Raw genomic sequence first — 16,109 nt, forward strand, 5'->3', positions numbered from 1 at the left:
CGATGAAATACGGACTGAACCTGCTGCTCTGGACGCCCGAAGTCACTGCGGAGCACGCTCCGCTGCTGGCGGACGTGAAGAAGTGGGGCTACGACGGGGCGGAGCTGCCGCTGTTCGCCGGCGACGGATCGACCGGCGCGGCGCTCGGCAAGATGTGCGACGACGCCGGCCTCGCTCGGACCGCCGTGACCGTCTGCGACGCGGACCACGATCCGATCTCCACGGACGCCGCCGTGCGGGCCGCGGCGGCGGATCACCTCAAGCAGATCCTCGATTGCTGCGCCGCGGCGGGCGTCGAAACGCTTTGTGGACCATTACATTCCGCCCTCGGCAAGTTCAGCGGCTCGGGGCGCACCGAGGAGGAATGGAAGCGGGCCGTCGACGTCCTCGCCGAGGTCGCCGATCACGCCCAGAGCGTCGGCGTGACCGTCGCCGTCGAGGCGATCAACCGCTTCGAGTGCTACTTCCTGAACGCCCAGACGGACGTCGCCGACTTCGCCGCCGCCGTGAACAAGCCGGCGCTCGGCTGCATGTACGACACCTTCCACGCGAACCTCGAAGAAAAGAACGTCCCCGCCGCGATCCGGCACGTGAAGGACCAACTGCGGCACGTTCACATCTCCGAGAACGACCGCAGCACCCCCGGCGAGGGTCAGGTGCACTGGGACGAGACATTCGCCGCGCTGAAGGAGATTGGCTACGACGGCTGGATGGTCATCGAAGCGTTCGGCCTGGCGATGCCGGAACTGGCGGAGCCGACGAAGATCTGGCGGCGGATGTATCCCACCGAGGAGCATCTCGCCGTGAACGGCCTCGCCTTCATGAAGCAGCACGCGGAATAAGCTACGGTTCCTGAAAGCCAATTGTCCCGGACGCTTCAGGCGTCCGGGACAATCTCGATCAACCAGAAATCAGTCTATGTCCGGCCGTCCCCCCGCTCGCGAACTGCCCCCGCCGACGATCCGTACCACCGACGGCTGGCACTGTCTGCATGCCTATTTTCAGGCGCAGCCGGGCCAGCACGAAATCGATCGCGACCGGTTGCTCGCCGCGTTGGACCCTGACCGGGAGTACGCTCCGCAGCGCCTGCAAACGTTCGCCGTCACCGGCCACCGGGCGGACCTCGGCGTGATGGCGATGGACCCGGACCCGCTCCGACTCGACGCCGTGCTGCAAGAGGTCCGGGCCGCCGCGGGGCACGCGCTCAAGCCGGTCTATTCGTTCGTCTCCATCACGGAGGTCAGCGAATACGTGCCCAGCCTGGAGCAGTTCGCCGAGCGCCTGAAGAGAGAAGGGATGGGCGAGGACAGCCCCGGTTTCAAGGCCCGCCTCGCCGGGTACGAAAAGCGCCTGCCGGCGATGAACGTGCAACGGCTGACGCCGGATATCCCGGAGTTGCCGGTGCACTGCTTCTACCCGATGAACAAGATCCGCGACCCGAACGCGAACTGGTACACGCTGCCGTTCTCGCGTCGCAGCGAGTTGATGGCAGAACACGCCACCAGCGGCATCAAGTTCGCCGGGCGGGTCTCGCAGCTCATCACCGCCAGCACCGGCTTCGATGATTGGGAGTGGGGCGTCACCCTGTGGGCGCGCTCGCCGGAGGACGTGAAGGAGATCGTCTACACGATGCGATTCGACGCCGCGAGCGCCAACTACGCGGAGTTCGGCGAGTTCTACGTCGGCTACGTCATGCCCGCCGCCGAGTGCCTGAACCACCTGCGGCTGTGACGGCTCCCCCCGGACCGTGCGTCATTTGACGTGGAATCCGGTGAACTCGACCAGGTCGTCGACGGACTCGGCGTCCGTCAGGCTGTCCAAGTCGATCGCGGTGTAGCTGTAGCGGCCGGTCAGGGTGCGGGCGTCGAGTTCGTCCGCGGGCACGTCGCCGGCCGGCCAGCCGTAGGTCTCGAGCCGGACGGGCAGGTTCCATTCGCGATCGATCAGCACGACGGATCGGCGGAACTCCCCGCCGACCTGCGGCGTGCTGTAGTCCAGGACGTGCTTCCAGGCCGGCCGCCCGTCGTGCTCGTGCCCGTCGGACAGCGTGCAAACGAAGTCTTCGCCGGAAGCGAGTTCCTTCACCCGGTGGCTCAACAATGTCTCGGCCAGGCGCTCAAGTCCGATCATCGTCACCGGCTGACGGGCTTCGCTTTTGGCGAGCGAGCCCTCCGGATCGAGCCGCAGCGTGCCGGTCAGTCGGCCTTTCCAGCCGCCGGGGTTCACCAACATCCGGCCGTCGTGCCGCCCGGCTTCATAGAGCAGGGTGCGTCCCCGCTGGCCCTCCAGCCATGACAGATGCACGCCGAACGGTTCGTGCCGCAGCGTGAGCGCCATCGTCTGCGGATCGAGCAGCACGCCGTCGACCGCTTCCCGCTTCTGGAAGGTCGCGGTGTAGGCGGGCACCGCGTCGAGGCGTTCGAGGCCGTCGCGGAGCAGTTCCACGCTGCGGCGCAACGCCCGGGTGGAAGGGCCGTCGCTGGGCTTGGCCAGTATGAGCGACGAATCCGCGGAGGCGACCCGCAGCAGTTCGACAGTGCCCGCGCGATTCGCCTCGACCGTTCCGTTATTCGGAGCGGCCGGCGCTTCCGGGGCGACGCCGCCCACGAACGCCCACGCCCCGCAAAGCAGCAACGACGAACCGAGCACGGGCAATGGGCGAAGCATGAGCGCTCGAACGACGGGGGCGGCGGACGGGCCGCGACCAAACGACGCGGCTCGCCCGAAGATCGGCGAAGCGCATCCCGCCCTCCAGCTTTCCGCCTCGCCCCCGCGTCACCTTGAGAACCGGCCGGGAACCCTAATCGCTACGACCCGTCCCCGACGGCGGCGGCGTCTTCAAACGCCTCATCGACCGCCTCGCCGCTTCGACCGCCCGCAGCGGGCGACGGATCGGCCGCGGGCCGCTTCTCCGGGTTCTCCGCGGCTTTCGCGGAGAAGGTGATCAGCACTTCGGTGCCCATCGGCGGGATCAGCTCCGTGGCGGCCTCGTACAACACGCCCTCCGCCTCCGCGGAACTGCGTTCGGCGATGTCGATCGTCGCGGCGGGGAAGTTCGCCACGCACACGACTTCTCCTCCCTCCGCCGCGTACGAACGCACGGTCTCCATCACCTCGCCCTCCGCGTCGTACGCCACCGGTTTGTCGTAGACGAAGCTGCCGGCGAACACGAAATTCGCGGTGAGCGGCCGCGGCTGGCTCTCGTCGTAGAAGGAGAGAATGTGCTCGCGGAACGTTGCGTCCGTCGAAAGGGCGAGGGCGCGATCGCGGTCCTCTTCGCTCATCCGTCCGTACCACAGCAGTTCCTTATTGCCGGGGTCGTAACGCACCTCGAGATCCTCCGGCAGGGAAACGCTTTTGGGCAGCGCGGCGAGGTCGCGTTCGTACCACTTGTCCGTGCTGGTCCGCACCCAGTCCTGCCCCGGGGCGGAGCGGGCGACGCCCTCTTTATCCGTCCAATGCAGCGTGATATCGAGGATCGGCCCTTTCGGCGGGACGAACGCCGGGCTGAACGACACCGGCTGGCCCGGTTCGAGGCCCGCGGCCACCAACCCGGCGTGCAGGGAGCGGGCGTCGCCCTCGAACTTCAAAATCGATTCGTGCTCCTTCGTCTGCGGCAGACAGACCAGCATCTCCAGCGGCCCGCGGCGGAGACAGACCTCGCCCTTCACCACGACGCGTTTCTTCGCCCGATCCAGCAGCACGGTGCCCGCTTCGTTCAGCGGGTGCGTTCCCTCCGTCAGTTCCGCGGCGGTCGGAACGGTCGCGGGACCCGGCGGGGCGGCGGGCGTCGGGGGAGCCGGCTGGGCGAGGAGGGCGGCGAGCAGCAACGTGGGCATCGGGGTGTCCGGGGCGATCGGCCGGGGCAAAGGGTCCGGGGCAGTCTAACGCATTGCCCCTTGCGGCAGACGATTCAACCAGTCGATCAGGAGGTCGAAGATCGCCTCCCGGTTCGGCTCGAACTCCAAAGTGTGCCGAGCGGCCGGAAAGGTCCGAATCGTCAGATCCTCGGTTCCGCAGCGCCCCAACAGCCGACGCGTCGCCGGATTATCGACGATCTCGTCCCGACCGGCGAGCGCTGTGTAAGTGGGAACGGAGAGCCGCTCGACGGCGGCTTTCGCCCGCTGATCGAGATCCAGCGACGCCGCGGTGAATCGCAGCGTGACCGCATCGAGCGTCAGCGGATCGTCTTCGATAAAACGGACGAAGTCGTTTTCCGCGGTGAACAATCGGGCGTCTTCGAGCGGCACGCGCACCAGCGTTCGCCCCCGCCCGCTTCGCACCGCGGCGCGAACAGCGGCGGCCTGCACCGGACCGACCCGCACCCGGGCGCGCAGCCCCGGCGTCAGCAGGAGCAACGCATCACAGAGGCCGTCCTCCGCCGCGAGCGTGGCCGCCAGCTTCCCCCCCCAACTGATCCCGCCGAGCGTCACCGGCGTTTCGGGATCGCGACGGCGTGCGAGCCGCACCACATGCCGCACGTCTGCGAGCAACCGGTCCGCGTGCGGCGCGTCGCCCCGGGGGCCGCCGTTCGCACCGGTCCCCCGGCGATCGGCGAACCAGACCCGCCAGCCCGCCTCCGCCAACCTGCGACCGCTCCACCCGTACCAGCCGGAGTGGCTTCGCACCCCGGGACAGAGCACGACCGATCCCTTCACGGCGCCGCTCGGATCGAACCGTCGACAAAACAGCGGCACTCCGTCCGAGGCGACGATCCGCAGGCACGCGGCGGACTCCAGCGCCGATCGCGACGCCTGCACGGCCGGCGATTCCTGATCGTGGACGGGCGCGGGCAAGGCGGGTTCGGGGAGAGCGGGGGATTCGGCTATTGTTTCGACAGCCTACGTCCTGAACGCCGCTTCGCCGCGGGAATTGATCGCACCGTGCCACGCGTCCTGTCCGTCATCGCCACCCTCGACGGCAGCGGCGCCGAGAAGCAGTTCGCCCTGCTGAACGCCGGTTTGCAGGCGCGCGGCTGGGACATGCACGCGGTCGCGCTGACCCGCGGCGGCCCCAACTCGCAACCGCTGGACGCGGCCGGCGTCCCCTTGACGGTCCTACATAAGGCGTTGAAGTTCGACCCGCTCTGTCTGGCGCGACTGCGGCGGATCGTGGCGAAGCTGAAGCCGGACGTCATCCACAGCTGGATGTTCACCGCGAACGCCTACGCCCGCATGGCGAGCGGCGGACGCCCGGTCGTGACGGGGGAACGCTGCGTCGATCGGTGGAAGGGCGGCTGGCAGCACGCCGTCGATCGGCGGTTGATCGGCCGGACGGCCCGTGTGGTGGGGAACAGTCAGGCGGTGGCGGACTTTGCGATCGAACGCGGCGCCCCGGCGGACCTCCTCACCGTCATCCCCAACGGCGTGGAACCGCTGACGCCCGATCCGTCGTTTCGGGCGAATCTGCTCAGTTCGCTCCAGTTGCCGCCGGACTCCCAGCCGGTGGTGTTCGCCGGGCGCTTGGCGTCGCAGAAGCGGCCGGAAGACCTCATCTGGGCCTTTCAGTTATTGCACCAGGCGAACCCCTCGGCGGTACACCTGATCGTCGGGGAAGGGCCGCTGCGGGAGCGATGCGAGCGGCAGGCGCTTCACTTCGGGCACGCCCATCGGTGTCGGTTCCTGGGACATCGGCAGGACGCCGCGAAGATCATCGCCGCCGCCGACGTCCTCTGGCTCGCGAGCGAATACGAGGGTCAATCGAATACCGTGATGGAAGCGATGAGCGCCGGAGTCGTGCCGATCGTCAGCGACATCCCCTCCAATCGGGAACTCGTCGCCGACGGGGAGACCGGCTTCGTGGTGAAGGTCGGCGACTCGTTGGGCTTCTGTCAGTTCGCGGACCGGCTCCTCAGCGCGGGCGATCTGCGGAGCCGCATGGGGGCGGCGGCCGGAGATCGGATGCGGGAGGAGTTCTCCGTCGACGTGATGTTGGACCGATACGAGGCGCTGTACCGAGAACTTCTTGACGAAAAGGCCGGGCCCTGATGTGCGGAATCGTCGGCGCCGTCTGGGAGGCCGGCGCGAAGCCGGTCACGATGCGGGAACTTCGCGCGATGACCGAGGCGCTGACGCATCGCGGCCCGGACGACGGCGACGTGTGGATCGGCGAGACGGCCTCCGGCGGCGGCGTGGCGCTGGGCCACCGGCGGTTGTCGATTCTCGATCCGACGCCCTGCGGCCGGCAGCCGATGACCGACGAGGCGACCGGCTGCCGCATCGCCTTCAACGGGGAGATCTACAACTACCGCGAGCTGCGGAAGCGGCATGCCGGCGATCGGACCTTCCGCACCGGAACCGACACCGAAGTCCTGCTGCGGCTGTTCGGAGAGCGGGGGGCCGATTGCGTCGACGAATTGCGCGGGATGTTTGGCTTCGCGGCGTTCGATCCGCGATCCGAGACGCTGCTGATCGCTCGCGATCGGCTCGGGCAGAAACCGTTGTTCCTCAGGCGGGAGCCGGGGCGAGTGCTGTTCGCCAGCGAGTTGAAGTCGCTCCTGCAGGTGGACGGGGCGCCCCGGGAGGTCGACCCCGCGGCAGTCGATCGGTTCCTCGCTTACCAATACGTTCCCGATCCGCACTGCATCCTCCGCGGTTACGAAAAGCTGCCGCCCGGGCACAGGCTCCGCTGGCGTCGGGGGGCGGTTGAGATTCAGCGCTACTGGCGCCCGCGGTACGACGCGGGGACGCGCGACGCCTCGCCGACGGAATGGCTGGAGGAAACCCGTGAGACGCTGTCCGAGGCCGTGCGGCTTCGCCTGCGCAGCGACGTGCCGCTGGGGGCGTTCCTCTCCGGCGGCGTCGACAGCACGGTGATCTGTGCGGTCGCTCAGCGAATCTTGAAGGAGCAGGGCGCCGGTTCGCTCAAGACGTTCAGCATCGGCTTCGCGGAGAAGCGGTACGACGAATCCGAGCACGCCCGCGTCGCCGCGGAAACGCTGGGGACGGAGCACCGCGAGTTCCGCGTGACGCCCGATGCGCTCGCGGCGCTGCCGCGTCTCGCCTGGCACTTCGACGAGCCGTTCGGCGATTCCTCGGCAATCCCCACGCTGGCGCTGTCGGAGCACACCCGCGAGCACGTCACGGTGGCGATATCGGGCGACGGCGGGGACGAATTGTTCTGCGGCTATGAACGTTACGCGGCGGTGAGGTTGGCCGCCCGGCTGGACCGGACGGGGCCGTTCAAGTCGCTCCTGACCGCGAATCTCTGGCAGAAATTGCCTTCCGGAGTCGAGCAGAAGGGATTCATGCGGCGGGCGAAACGGTTCGTGAAGGAGCTCGGGAACCCGCCGCACGAGCGGTATCTGCGTTGGGTCGGGATCTTCGACCGGGAAACGCGCGGCGGGCTGTACACGCCGGAGTTCCGTGTCGCGATGGGCGACGCCGACGCCGCATCGGACCTGTTGGACGCGTTTGAGGACTGCGGCTGCGGCGAGGACTCGGCGGAGGAACAGGTTCGAGCCGCGACCTGCGCCGACCTGCCCACCTATCTGGCCGGCGACATCCTCACGAAGGTCGATCGAGCCAGTATGGCGGTGGGACTGGAGGCGCGCAGTCCGTTGCTGGATCACCGCGTCGCGGAACTCGCCGCGGAGATGCCGCAGTCGATCAAGGTGAGGGGCGGTTCCGCCAAATGGCCGCTCAAAGCGACGGCCTGGTCGGACGATTTCGCTCGCCTGCCGAAAGGCTTTCTGGATCGAAAAAAGACCGGATTCGGCGTGCCGCTGGGACCGTGGTTCCGCGGCGAACTGCGACCTCTGCTCGATCGCATCCTGCTGAGCGATCGCGCCCTGGGCCGGGGATGGTTCCGCCCGGAGGCCGTCCGTCGGCTGATCGACGATCACGCGGCCAGCCGCTGGGATCACTCTGCCCGGCTGTGGTGTTTGCTAATGTTGGAGGTCTGGTGTCGGGTGTGGATCGACGGGCCGACCGTGCCGACCGCCGGCCCGACGACGATCGAAGAACTGATGTGAGCGCCCCCGCGACAGCCGCGCGCCGCAACAGGGCACCCGTCAGTACAACGACAGACTGATGCCGGCCCCTTGCCACACGGGCTGCGGCGTCTGGCGGGAGCGGCCGAAAATCCGCACCTTCTCCGCCCGTCCCCACACCACCGGCACGCGGGGCAGAGTGGCTTCGCCGTTCGTTTGGAAGGACTCCCAGCCGGAAAACAGGCGTTCCCAAGCCTCGCGTCGCCGACTGCGGCGAATGTGGATCGGGTCGAAACCGTACCACTCCGCCGGCGGTTCGAGCGGCGCGACCGACCGGCTCTCCGCCAAGGCGGACAGCCGGTCGTGCAACTCGTCCGCCCGCCGGCGCATTTCATCCCACGGCAGCGGATTCAGGCTGGGGAAGAGCAGCCCTCGAGCCATGTGATATTCCCACGCGGGCAGCGCCGCGGCTCGCTTGCTGGGCGGAAGCGTCATGACGACCTCCGCGGACCCGCCGAGGCGATCGAAACAGGCGGCGACCCAGCCGACCAGCGTCGCCGGCGGCGTGTCGTACAGCAGATCGTTGCCGACGTCGGTGAAGCAGACCAGCGGCGGCGGTCCCTCGGGTCGGTTCGCGTACGCCGACCAGGCGCCGCATCGCAACAGGCCCGGCAGGCTCCGCCCGAAAGTGATCGTGCGATCCGCGTAGCTGCGGCCGTGCCCGGCCGCGACCAAGACGTTCAATTCGCCTTCCAGTCCGCCCCGGAGGCAGCGGAGGATCGGTCGCAGACCCAGCGAGATGTTGCTCGCCCCGAGGAGCAGCACGGTGCGGGCCGGGGCGTCGGTCGGCTCGTCGGGACGGGTCTGGGGGGACATCGACGTACGGGACCGCCGATCGCGCGTGGGTGCAAGGGGGTGGGCCGCGAGTCGTTGCTAAGCCGTCAGTTTTCGCCGACGGCGGCGGCGGTCGCGGTCGTGCATCAACTCCTCCCCGTCTTCGCTTTCGACCAACAGCCGGCCGGAGAACAGGCGGTAGAACAACAGCAGCGTGAACGCTCCGGCGATCCCCGCAGCGAATCCGACGGGGCTGATCGGCGTGATTGGTCCGTGACGGCGGCCGAGTTGTTCCAGCGTGAAGATCAGCACCCCGCAGCCGATCACGCTGCCGGCGATGCCCATCAGCGTCGTGGCGATCGCCCCGCCGGGGTCGCGGCCGGGCATCACGGCCTTCGCGCAGAGGCCGACGATCGTGCCGAAGCCCACCCACAGCAGAAACTCATGGGCGGCGGCGCTGAACACGCCGCGGAACTGGTCGAAGTCCATCAGTCGGTCCGGCGGGTCGGTCATCGGGGCGAAACTTCGGCTCGACCCGCTTCATCGACAGGAGCGGACCGCCGCGTCCGGTTCCGTTTGCGGCCCCCCGCGCGCGACGGCTTCAATCCGACGTGCCCCGGTCGAACGACGCCCCCGCCGCCCGGAGCGAACCGCGGCGCCCCACCGTCGCCGTTGCGGCGGCCCTGGCCGTCGGCGTCTGCTTGGATCGGGCGCTGGCGCCCCCGATTGCCGTCGTCCTCGCGGTCGGCGGGCTGGCGATCGCGTTTTCGCTCGCGGCGCCGGCGGCTCGACGCGCGGCCGTCCTGCTGGGACTGGTCGCAGTCGGGGCGGCGCTCCATCATCTCCAGTGGTACGCCGTGCCGGAGACCGACGTATCGAAACGTGTGGGGGAGGAAGCGATACTCGCCCGACTCACGGGCGTGCTTGCGGCCGATCCGCGGGAGTACGAAGACCCGGACCGCCCCGCGTGGGAGGATCCGCGTCGCTCGATCGCGGAGGTGCGCTGCGAATCGTTGCTTGGCGAGGAGGGGCCGGTCGTCTGTTCGGGGACGGTTCGCCTCTATGTCGAAGGGTCGCTGGCCGGGTACGGGGCGGGCGACCGGGTGCGGGTTCTGGGATGGCTGGGACCGGTCCGCGGACCGCGGAACCCCGGCGAGTGGGATCGCCGTGCCGGACTGCGGCGCCGGGGCGTGCGGGGGGAGATGTCCGCGGACGCCGGGACGGTCGAGTTGCTTTCTGAAGGCTGGAACCTCTCCGCCCCACTGGACGGGCTCCGCAAGCGGTGCGGCCGTCAAATCGAACGCCTGATGCCGGAGCGGGCCGCGGCGGCGGCGAAGGCCTTGCTATTAGGCGATCGGACGGATCTCAGCCGGGAGGACCGACGGCGGTTCGTCGCCAGCGGCACGATGCACCTGCTCGCGATCAGCGGATTGCACGTCGGCATGCTGGCGGCGTTCGCCGCGGTGCTGTGCCGGCTGATCGGGTTCGGGCCGACGCTCACCGCCGTGGCGTGCGTCGCCGTCGTCGGGGCGTTCGCGACGCTGGCGGAGTTCCGCCCCCCGGTCCTGCGGGCCGTCCTGTTCGTGCTATTGGCGGCGCTGGCGTGGTGGTCCCGCCGCACGCTTGATCTGTTCAACACGCTGTGCGCCGCCGTCGCCATCGTGCTGCTGATCACCCCGGCATCGCTGTTCGAAGCGGGGACGCAACTGTCGTTCGTCGCTGTGGCCGGGTTGGAATGGGGGCGCCGGGTCTTTCCAACCCGTCCGCACTTCTGGCCGGCCGGACCGTATGGACTGGGAGAGCGCTTGTGGGACGGCTATCGCCTGACGGCCGGCATCGCGCTGTGGACGGGACCGCTGGTCGCCGCAAACTTCGGCTTGGTGACGCCGATCGGCTATCTGCTGAACGTCCTGCTGCTCCCGGCGTTCGGGGTGCTGTTGGCCTGCGGATTCGTGACGCTCGGCCTGCTGATCGTCGCTCCGTCGCTGGCCTGGGGACCGGGCGTGTCGTTCGGCGCGGGCCTGACGGCGTTGCTGTGGATCGTAGACGCCGCCGCGGCGCTCCCCGGCGGGCACGCGGCCGTGCCGCCGCCGCCGGGGTGGTGGCTGGCGGGGTGGTACGTGGGCCTGACTGCGTCGCTGCTGGTTCCGATCGCTGCGGTCCGCACGTCGATCGGTCGCGCGGCGTTGTTTCTCGGCGGGGCCGGGTGGGCGATGGCGCTGTACCTGGCGCCGGGCGATCTGCCGCCGGGATCATTGCGGGTGACGGTTCTCGACGTCGGCCACGGTTCGGCGACGTTGATCGAACTGCCCGACGGACACACGCTGCTGTACGACTGCGGCAGTCTCTCCGGGGGCGAGCGAGCCGCCGACGCCGTCGCCGCGGCGTTGCGCGCCCGCGGCCGGACGCGGCTTGATGAAATCGTGATCTCCCACGCGGACGCCGACCACTTCAACGGCCTCTCCGAACTCTTGGACGGGGCCGCGTGGAGCGGCGTGGCGGTCGGCGGGGTGTCCTTCGGCCCGAACTTCACGGCGTCCGGGCAGACGGACGCGGCAGTGGCGTTTGATGCTGCGAAGGACTGGCCGACCGCGGCGCTGGCACGGGGACTGACGCGCGACGCCGGCGCGGCGGTTCTCACCATTTTGCATCCGCAGCGGGAGATGAAACCCGCAGAGTCGGACAACGCACGCAGCGTCGTCCTGCTGATCGAGTTTGCCGGTCGCCGCCTCCTGCTTCCCGGCGATCTAGAGGGCGGTCCGCAGGACGAACTGGCTGCGGATTTCATCAATCGCTTTGGCCCGGGCCTCGATCTTTTGCTCGCTCCGCACCACGGCGGAAAGCGGGCGAATCCGCAATCGCTCGCGCAGCGACTGGAACCGAAGATCGTGGCCGTCAGCGGCGCTCAGCATGCGGATGCCGAGTTCCTGCGCGGCGTCTATCCCGCCGCCGACCTGTTCCTCACCTCCGAGGTCGGCGCCGTCACCGTGACGATCACGCCGGACGGGGCGGTCAAAACGGAGTCGTTCCTCAACCGTTGACCTCCGGGGCGGCCGAGCCGCCCGCCATCAGTGCCGGAGATGAGGCGGAGGAGGGCGGTTCCTCAGATTCCGGAGCGGCCGCCGCCGCTGCGGGGAGCTTGGGCGCCCGGATCAGTTCTTCATGGGCTCGAACCTGGACGATCTCCGCCCGATAGGCCGTGGCTGCGGTCTCGGCTTGTTCCCCGGCCTGTTCAAAGGCGTCGTAGGCGGCGGAGAGCGTGGTGCCTGTAGAGCCGGCGATCGCATGTTCCATCTTCGCGAGCGATCCCGGGAGATCGCCCTTCAAACACTCGCCCCAACTTGCCGCCGCGGTTTCGACGGCGGCGGACAGCTTGAGAAGCTGCAACCGATCCATGGCGCGACGGCTGGCGGAGAGTTCCGGATAGCAGCGGGCGTTGGCCTTCGCCTTGCGAGCGAGATCGGCCGTCACGGAGGGCGACGCCAGCCGATCCAGCGAGGCCAAAGAGGCCTTCTTCTCCGCGGCGTCGGACTCGGCTCGCCGCAACCCCGCGCTGGCCTTCGGGAAGTCCGGTCGAATACGGAGGGCTTCGCGGAACGCCGCCGCCGCCGCCCGCGCGCGGCCGAGATCGAGCAACGTGTTGCCGAGATTCTGATGAGCCTCCGCGAACGACGGGTCCAGTCGAACCGCCTCCCGGTACGCCTCCGCAGCGAGCTTGTTGCGACTGAGTTTCCGCCGCGCGATGCCGAGATTGTAGAACGCTTCGGCGACCGTGTGATCCACGGCAATCGCCTTGAGCAGCACCTTCTCCGCCTGCTTGTACTCCTTGGTGCGATTGTGGATCGCCCCGATGTTGATCAGTGCCCGGCAGTGGGCCGGTGTGAGCCGCGTGACTTTCTCGAATAATTCGACGGCCCGCTCGAATCGCCCGGCTGCGAAGGCCGATCCGCCCGCGGCCATGTGCAACTCGACGTCCATCGGAGCCGCGGCCGCGGCGGCCTCGTAGGTGTCGGCGGCCTCGTCTCGCCGCCCCGCCGCAGCGTGAGCCTTCGCAGCGGACGACAGCTCTGAGGCAGACGGAGCAGACATGGCGAACGTCCGATGGGAAGAATCGACGACGCCGCAGCCTAGACCTCTTCACACCCCCGCGAAAGCGGCGCAGCCCCCCGGACTCACCCTTGGGAAGAAAAGCGGCTAGCGAGGCAACTTAAAGGGGGCGGACGACGCCCCGGATTCGTCCGATCCGGGGCCGGCCATCTCCGTGAGCGAGGAACCGGTGACCGCGCGCACCGCCCGTCGGCTGAGGGCTTCGAGTTCCCGCCGCCGCTCCTCAATCTCGCGGTCGACTCCCTGGTAGAACAGAACGTACGTCACGCCGGCATCGCGGAACGCCCGGACTCGCGCCGCGACGGTGCTGTCCAGACAGAAGAATGCGGTGTCCAGCCCGGACTCCCCTTCGACCAGCGGAGGAGCCGGCAGCGGCTCGCTTTCAAAATCTTCGTACTCGTCCCGCAATCCAGCGACGGCGCTGTCCACCGCGTCGGCGGGGTCCGGGCCGCCCGGGATCGCGGTGAAGGTCCAGAAGCAGGTGTCCGGCGTAATCAGCGTCAGCGTCCCGCCGTCCCGCTCCGCGGTCCATCCCTCGGGCACGGGGACGGGCGGGGCGGCGGGCAGGCCGTCGGCGGACTCGTCGGGACTCATCACGGCGGGGGAGCATTCGAATCGGGGAAGGGCGGACCATCCTAGCGATCGGTGCGTGCGAATCGGGCCGCCAGCGCCGCACCTGTCGGCGTTTCCCGTTCGGCGATCTCCCGCGGAGTTCCCTCTGCGATCAGTCGCCCGCCGGCCGGTCCGGCGCCCGGGCCGAGTTCCACGATGTGATCGCAGCGGGCAATCAGGTCGGGGTCGTGTTCGACGCACAGGGCCGTGTGTCCCCGTTCGACCAACCGCAGCAACAGTTCCGTCAACCTGGCCACGTCGAGCGGATGCAGGCCCGCCGTCGGTTCGTCCAGCACGAATAACGTCGGCGTCGCCCCCGGGTCGGCGAGCGCGGCGGCCAGTCGCACCCGCTGGGCCTCCCCGCCGGAGAGCGTGCTGGCGGGCTGTCCTAACGGCAGATAGCCCAGCCCGACCTCCACGAACGTCTCGAGCACGCGCGCGATCGGCGTGACCTCCGCGAACGTCTCGGCCGCCTCGCCAGCCCGCATCGCCAGCAGATCCCCGGCCGTCCGGCCCTTCCATCGCACGGCGAGGGTTTGCGGATTGAATCGCGCCCCGCGGCAGGCGCCGCACACGGTCGTGGAGGAGGGCAGGAAGTCCATTTTCAGCGTGCGAAAGCCGCGGCCACGACACTCCGGGCAGCGCCCCGCACGATTGGCGGGGCTGAAGCGGCTCGCGGTAAAACCGAGTCGCCGGGCGTCCCGCGTGCGGGCCAACAGCTTGCGGATTTCCGTCCACACGCCGCTCGCCGTCGCGGGGCAGCTTCGAGCCGAACCCCCCAGGCGCGATTGGTCCACCTCCGCGAGTCGTCCGATCGGCTCCAAACCGAGGAGCGATCCGTAGAACGAAGCGGGCGGCGGATGAGCCGACGGGGACAGCGCCGCCCGCACCGCCGGCACGAGCAACCCGGCCACCAGCGACGACTTTCCCGAACCGCTCACGCCCGTCACCGCCGTCAGCCGGCCGTGCGGCACGCGCAGCGTGACTCCCTGAAGCGAGTGCAGCCGGGCGTCTGCGAGAGTCAACGACTCCCTTGGCGGAGTCAGGGTGTTTCGGGCGGGAGTCCCGGACTCTCCGGCTACGGCGAGGGCGGTGGGGGAGTCGCCGCGAGCGAAGACCTCCGCGGGCGTTCCCGTGTCGCAGATCGTGCCGCCTTCGGCACCGGCGCCGGGGCCGAGGTCGATCAAACGGTCGGCACGCCGAATGAGGTCCGGGTCGTGCTCCACGAGCAGCACCGTGTTGCCGGCGTCGCGCAGTTCGACGAGCGCCTCCCACAGGCGATCCGCATCGGCGGGGTGTAGGCCGACGGTCGGCTCGTCCAGCACGAAGCATCCCCCGCTCGTGCGTTCGCCCAGGGCCCCGGCCAGCCGCGAGCGGCGATATTCCCCGCCGGACAGCGTCCCGGCCCGCCGGTCGAGCGTGAGATATCCCAGCCCCACTTTCCGCAGTCCGGTGAACAGGCGGCTCACTTCAGGCAGCAGACGGGCGACGACCTCGTCTCCGCCGGCCGATAGCTCCGCCTTACCGTCAGTTGCACGGGCCTCCAGCGCCGCGAATCGCTCCGCCGCCGCATCGACGGAGAGGCGGGCCGCTCCGCCGATCGTCAGGCCGTCCAACCGCGTCGCCAAGGACTCTGGGTTGAGCCGCTGGCCGTCGCACGCCGGGCAGGGCGCCGGGAGGCCGAGGCGGCTCGCCTGGGCGTCGGGATCGGCGAGTCCTGTGCCGCCGCACGCCGGACAGGCGCCGCGGGGGGAGTGGAAGCTGAACGACTGCGGCGTCAGCGGCCGCCGCTCCCCGCCGGTCGCCGGATCGATCAGGCGGGTGCGATAGTCCTCGGTCTGCCAGCCGCCGGGGGCGTCGGCGTCGGTGAATCGCAACGAGACCGCTCCACCGGATCGGGACGCCGCCAGATCGACGCTCTCCCGCACCCGGTCCTCGGCGCCCGGTTTCACGATCGCGCGGTCGATCACGACGCCCACGGCGCCGCTCGGCGTGGCTTCGCCGGCAGCCAGTTCCGCCGTCTCGAAGGACTCGCCGCCCACGTCGCAGCGTACGAACCCCTCCTTTAACGCCTGTTCATAGATTACGCGATCGTCTTCGGCGCCGACCGCTTCGCCGGCCGGGGCGAGGACCATCAGCTTCGTACGTTCCGGCAACGCGAAGATCCGATCGACGACCTGCCGGACCGTGTGTCGGACGAGCGGATCGCCGGTCTCGGGGTCGTGCGGAACGCCGGCGCCGGCCCAGAGCAGGCGAAACAGATCGTGCAGACCGACGAGCGTCGCCAGCGTGGTCCGCGGCCCGGCAGTGGGATCGGATTGCCCGATCGCGATCACCGGCGGGAGGTTCTCGACCGCATCGACCTCCGGGCGATCCAGCTTCGCCACGGCGGCCCGAGCCTTGGGGGAAGCCGTGGCGAGAAACCGGCGCTGGCCTTCGGCGTGGACCGTATCGAAGGCGAGGGAGCTCTTACCGCTGCCGCTGACGCCCGAGAGGACGGTCAGTTCGCCGGCGGGGAACTCGACGGAAACGTTCCGCAGATTGTGGACGCGGGCGCCGACGACGCGGATCGGCGGACGCTCGTGCATGGCGGGGCGGAACAATCGAAGACGGATGAGGGGCGATC

13 protein-coding genes are annotated in these 16,109 nt (G+C 69.4%); 5 read left to right on the forward strand and 8 right to left on the reverse strand.

What is annotated here, in order from left to right; translation table 11 throughout:
* Positions 1–2 precede the first annotated feature (2 nt).
* Both LzC2_RS00055 and hemQ read left to right on the forward strand, forming a co-directional pair.
* Positions 3–842, forward strand: coding sequence for a sugar phosphate isomerase/epimerase family protein (locus LzC2_RS00055; protein ID WP_171182444.1), 840 nt, complete (start codon positions 3–5; stop codon positions 840–842).
* A 76-nt stretch (positions 843–918) separates the two neighbouring features.
* Positions 919–1,731, forward strand: coding sequence for a hydrogen peroxide-dependent heme synthase (hemQ, locus tag LzC2_RS00060; protein ID WP_171182445.1), 813 nt, complete (start codon positions 919–921; stop codon positions 1,729–1,731).
* Positions 1,732–1,752: 21 nt separating this feature from the next.
* Here hemQ and LzC2_RS00065 read toward each other — a convergent pair whose 3' ends face one another.
* The 3 genes from LzC2_RS00065 to LzC2_RS00075 all read right to left on the reverse strand — a co-directional run bounded on the left by LzC2_RS00065 (position 1,753) and on the right by LzC2_RS00075 (position 4,796).
* Positions 1,753–2,667, reverse strand: coding sequence for a DUF1571 domain-containing protein (locus LzC2_RS00065; protein ID WP_171182446.1), 915 nt, complete (start codon positions 2,665–2,667; stop codon positions 1,753–1,755).
* Between the two features lie 140 nt (positions 2,668–2,807).
* Positions 2,808–3,839, reverse strand: a complete 1,032-nt coding sequence (locus LzC2_RS00070; protein WP_171182447.1) for a YdjY domain-containing protein — start codon at positions 3,837–3,839, stop codon at positions 2,808–2,810.
* A gap of 45 nt (positions 3,840–3,884) precedes the next feature.
* Positions 3,885–4,796: an alpha/beta fold hydrolase gene (locus tag LzC2_RS00075; protein ID WP_171182448.1), complete on the reverse strand. Its 912-nt coding sequence runs from the start codon at positions 4,794–4,796 to the stop codon at positions 3,885–3,887.
* Positions 4,797–4,883: 87 nt separating this feature from the next.
* Here LzC2_RS00075 and LzC2_RS00080 point away from each other — a divergent pair, with 87 nt between their 5' ends.
* Both LzC2_RS00080 and asnB read left to right on the forward strand, forming a co-directional pair.
* Positions 4,884–5,987 carry a glycosyltransferase gene (locus LzC2_RS00080; protein ID WP_171182449.1) on the forward strand — a complete coding sequence of 368 codons (1,104 nt, stop codon included), beginning with the start codon at positions 4,884–4,886 and terminating at the stop codon, positions 5,985–5,987.
* Positions 5,987–7,972 carry an asparagine synthase (glutamine-hydrolyzing) gene (asnB, locus tag LzC2_RS00085; RefSeq protein WP_171182450.1) on the forward strand — a complete coding sequence of 662 codons (1,986 nt, stop codon included), beginning with the start codon at positions 5,987–5,989 and terminating at the stop codon, positions 7,970–7,972. Before LzC2_RS00080 ends, asnB begins: the two co-directional genes overlap by 1 nt.
* Before the next feature lie 39 nt (positions 7,973–8,011).
* Here asnB and LzC2_RS00090 read toward each other — a convergent pair whose 3' ends face one another.
* Together LzC2_RS00090 and LzC2_RS00095 are read right to left on the reverse strand one after the other, a co-directional pair.
* Entirely contained in the window at positions 8,012–8,806 is a 795-nt protein-coding gene (locus LzC2_RS00090; protein ID WP_171182451.1) for a hypothetical protein, read from the reverse strand.
* A gap of 57 nt (positions 8,807–8,863) precedes the next feature.
* Positions 8,864–9,277 (reverse strand): GlsB/YeaQ/YmgE family stress response membrane protein, encoded by a 414-nt coding sequence (locus tag LzC2_RS00095; protein WP_246254587.1) that lies wholly within the window; start codon positions 9,275–9,277, stop codon positions 8,864–8,866.
* A gap of 98 nt (positions 9,278–9,375) precedes the next feature.
* Between LzC2_RS00095 and LzC2_RS00100 the strand changes: the two genes are divergently transcribed.
* Positions 9,376–11,805 carry a ComEC/Rec2 family competence protein gene (locus LzC2_RS00100; RefSeq protein WP_171182452.1) on the forward strand — a complete coding sequence of 810 codons (2,430 nt, stop codon included), beginning with the start codon at positions 9,376–9,378 and terminating at the stop codon, positions 11,803–11,805.
* On the opposite strand, the gene LzC2_RS00105 is transcribed toward LzC2_RS00100, so the two are convergent.
* The 3 genes from LzC2_RS00105 to LzC2_RS00115 form a co-directional block, all read right to left on the reverse strand.
* On the reverse strand, positions 11,795–12,853 hold the full coding sequence (locus LzC2_RS00105) for a tetratricopeptide repeat protein (protein ID WP_171182453.1): 1,059 nt from the start codon (positions 12,851–12,853) through the stop codon (positions 11,795–11,797). The two genes, LzC2_RS00100 and LzC2_RS00105, sit on opposite strands and share 11 nt — an antisense overlap.
* Before the next feature lie 105 nt (positions 12,854–12,958).
* Positions 12,959–13,468 carry a hypothetical protein gene (locus LzC2_RS00110; protein WP_206678502.1) on the reverse strand — a complete coding sequence of 170 codons (510 nt, stop codon included), beginning with the start codon at positions 13,466–13,468 and terminating at the stop codon, positions 12,959–12,961.
* Positions 13,469–13,506: 38 nt separating this feature from the next.
* The gene (locus tag LzC2_RS00115; RefSeq protein ID WP_171182455.1) at positions 13,507–16,086 is read right to left on the reverse strand and encodes an AAA family ATPase; all 2,580 of its coding nucleotides are present in this window, start codon (positions 16,084–16,086) and stop codon (positions 13,507–13,509) included.
* Positions 16,087–16,109 lie beyond the last annotated feature (23 nt).

Source organism: Alienimonas chondri, from assembly GCF_013036045.1.
Taxonomy (GTDB): domain Bacteria; phylum Planctomycetota; class Planctomycetia; order Planctomycetales; family Planctomycetaceae; genus Alienimonas; species Alienimonas chondri.

What these genes read in the sequence shown, in the direction of transcription:
- LzC2_RS00055 (WP_171182444.1), top strand. Translation starts at nt 3, where the DNA reads ATGAAATACGGACTGAACCTGCTGCTCTGGACGCCCGAAGTCACTGCG.
- hemQ (WP_171182445.1), top strand. Translation starts at nt 919, where the DNA reads ATGTCCGGCCGTCCCCCCGCTCGCGAACTGCCCCCGCCGACGATCCGT.
- LzC2_RS00065 (WP_171182446.1), bottom strand. Translation starts at nt 2,667, where the DNA reads ATGCTTCGCCCATTGCCCGTGCTCGGTTCGTCGTTGCTGCTTTGCGGG.
- LzC2_RS00070 (WP_171182447.1), bottom strand. Translation starts at nt 3,839, where the DNA reads ATGCCCACGTTGCTGCTCGCCGCCCTCCTCGCCCAGCCGGCTCCCCCG.
- asnB (WP_171182450.1), top strand. Translation starts at nt 5,987, where the DNA reads ATGTGCGGAATCGTCGGCGCCGTCTGGGAGGCCGGCGCGAAGCCGGTC.
- LzC2_RS00090 (WP_171182451.1), bottom strand. Translation starts at nt 8,806, where the DNA reads ATGTCCCCCCAGACCCGTCCCGACGAGCCGACCGACGCCCCGGCCCGC.
- LzC2_RS00095 (WP_246254587.1), bottom strand. Translation starts at nt 9,277, where the DNA reads ATGACCGACCCGCCGGACCGACTGATGGACTTCGACCAGTTCCGCGGC.
- LzC2_RS00105 (WP_171182453.1), bottom strand. Translation starts at nt 12,853, where the DNA reads ATGTCTGCTCCGTCTGCCTCAGAGCTGTCGTCCGCTGCGAAGGCTCAC.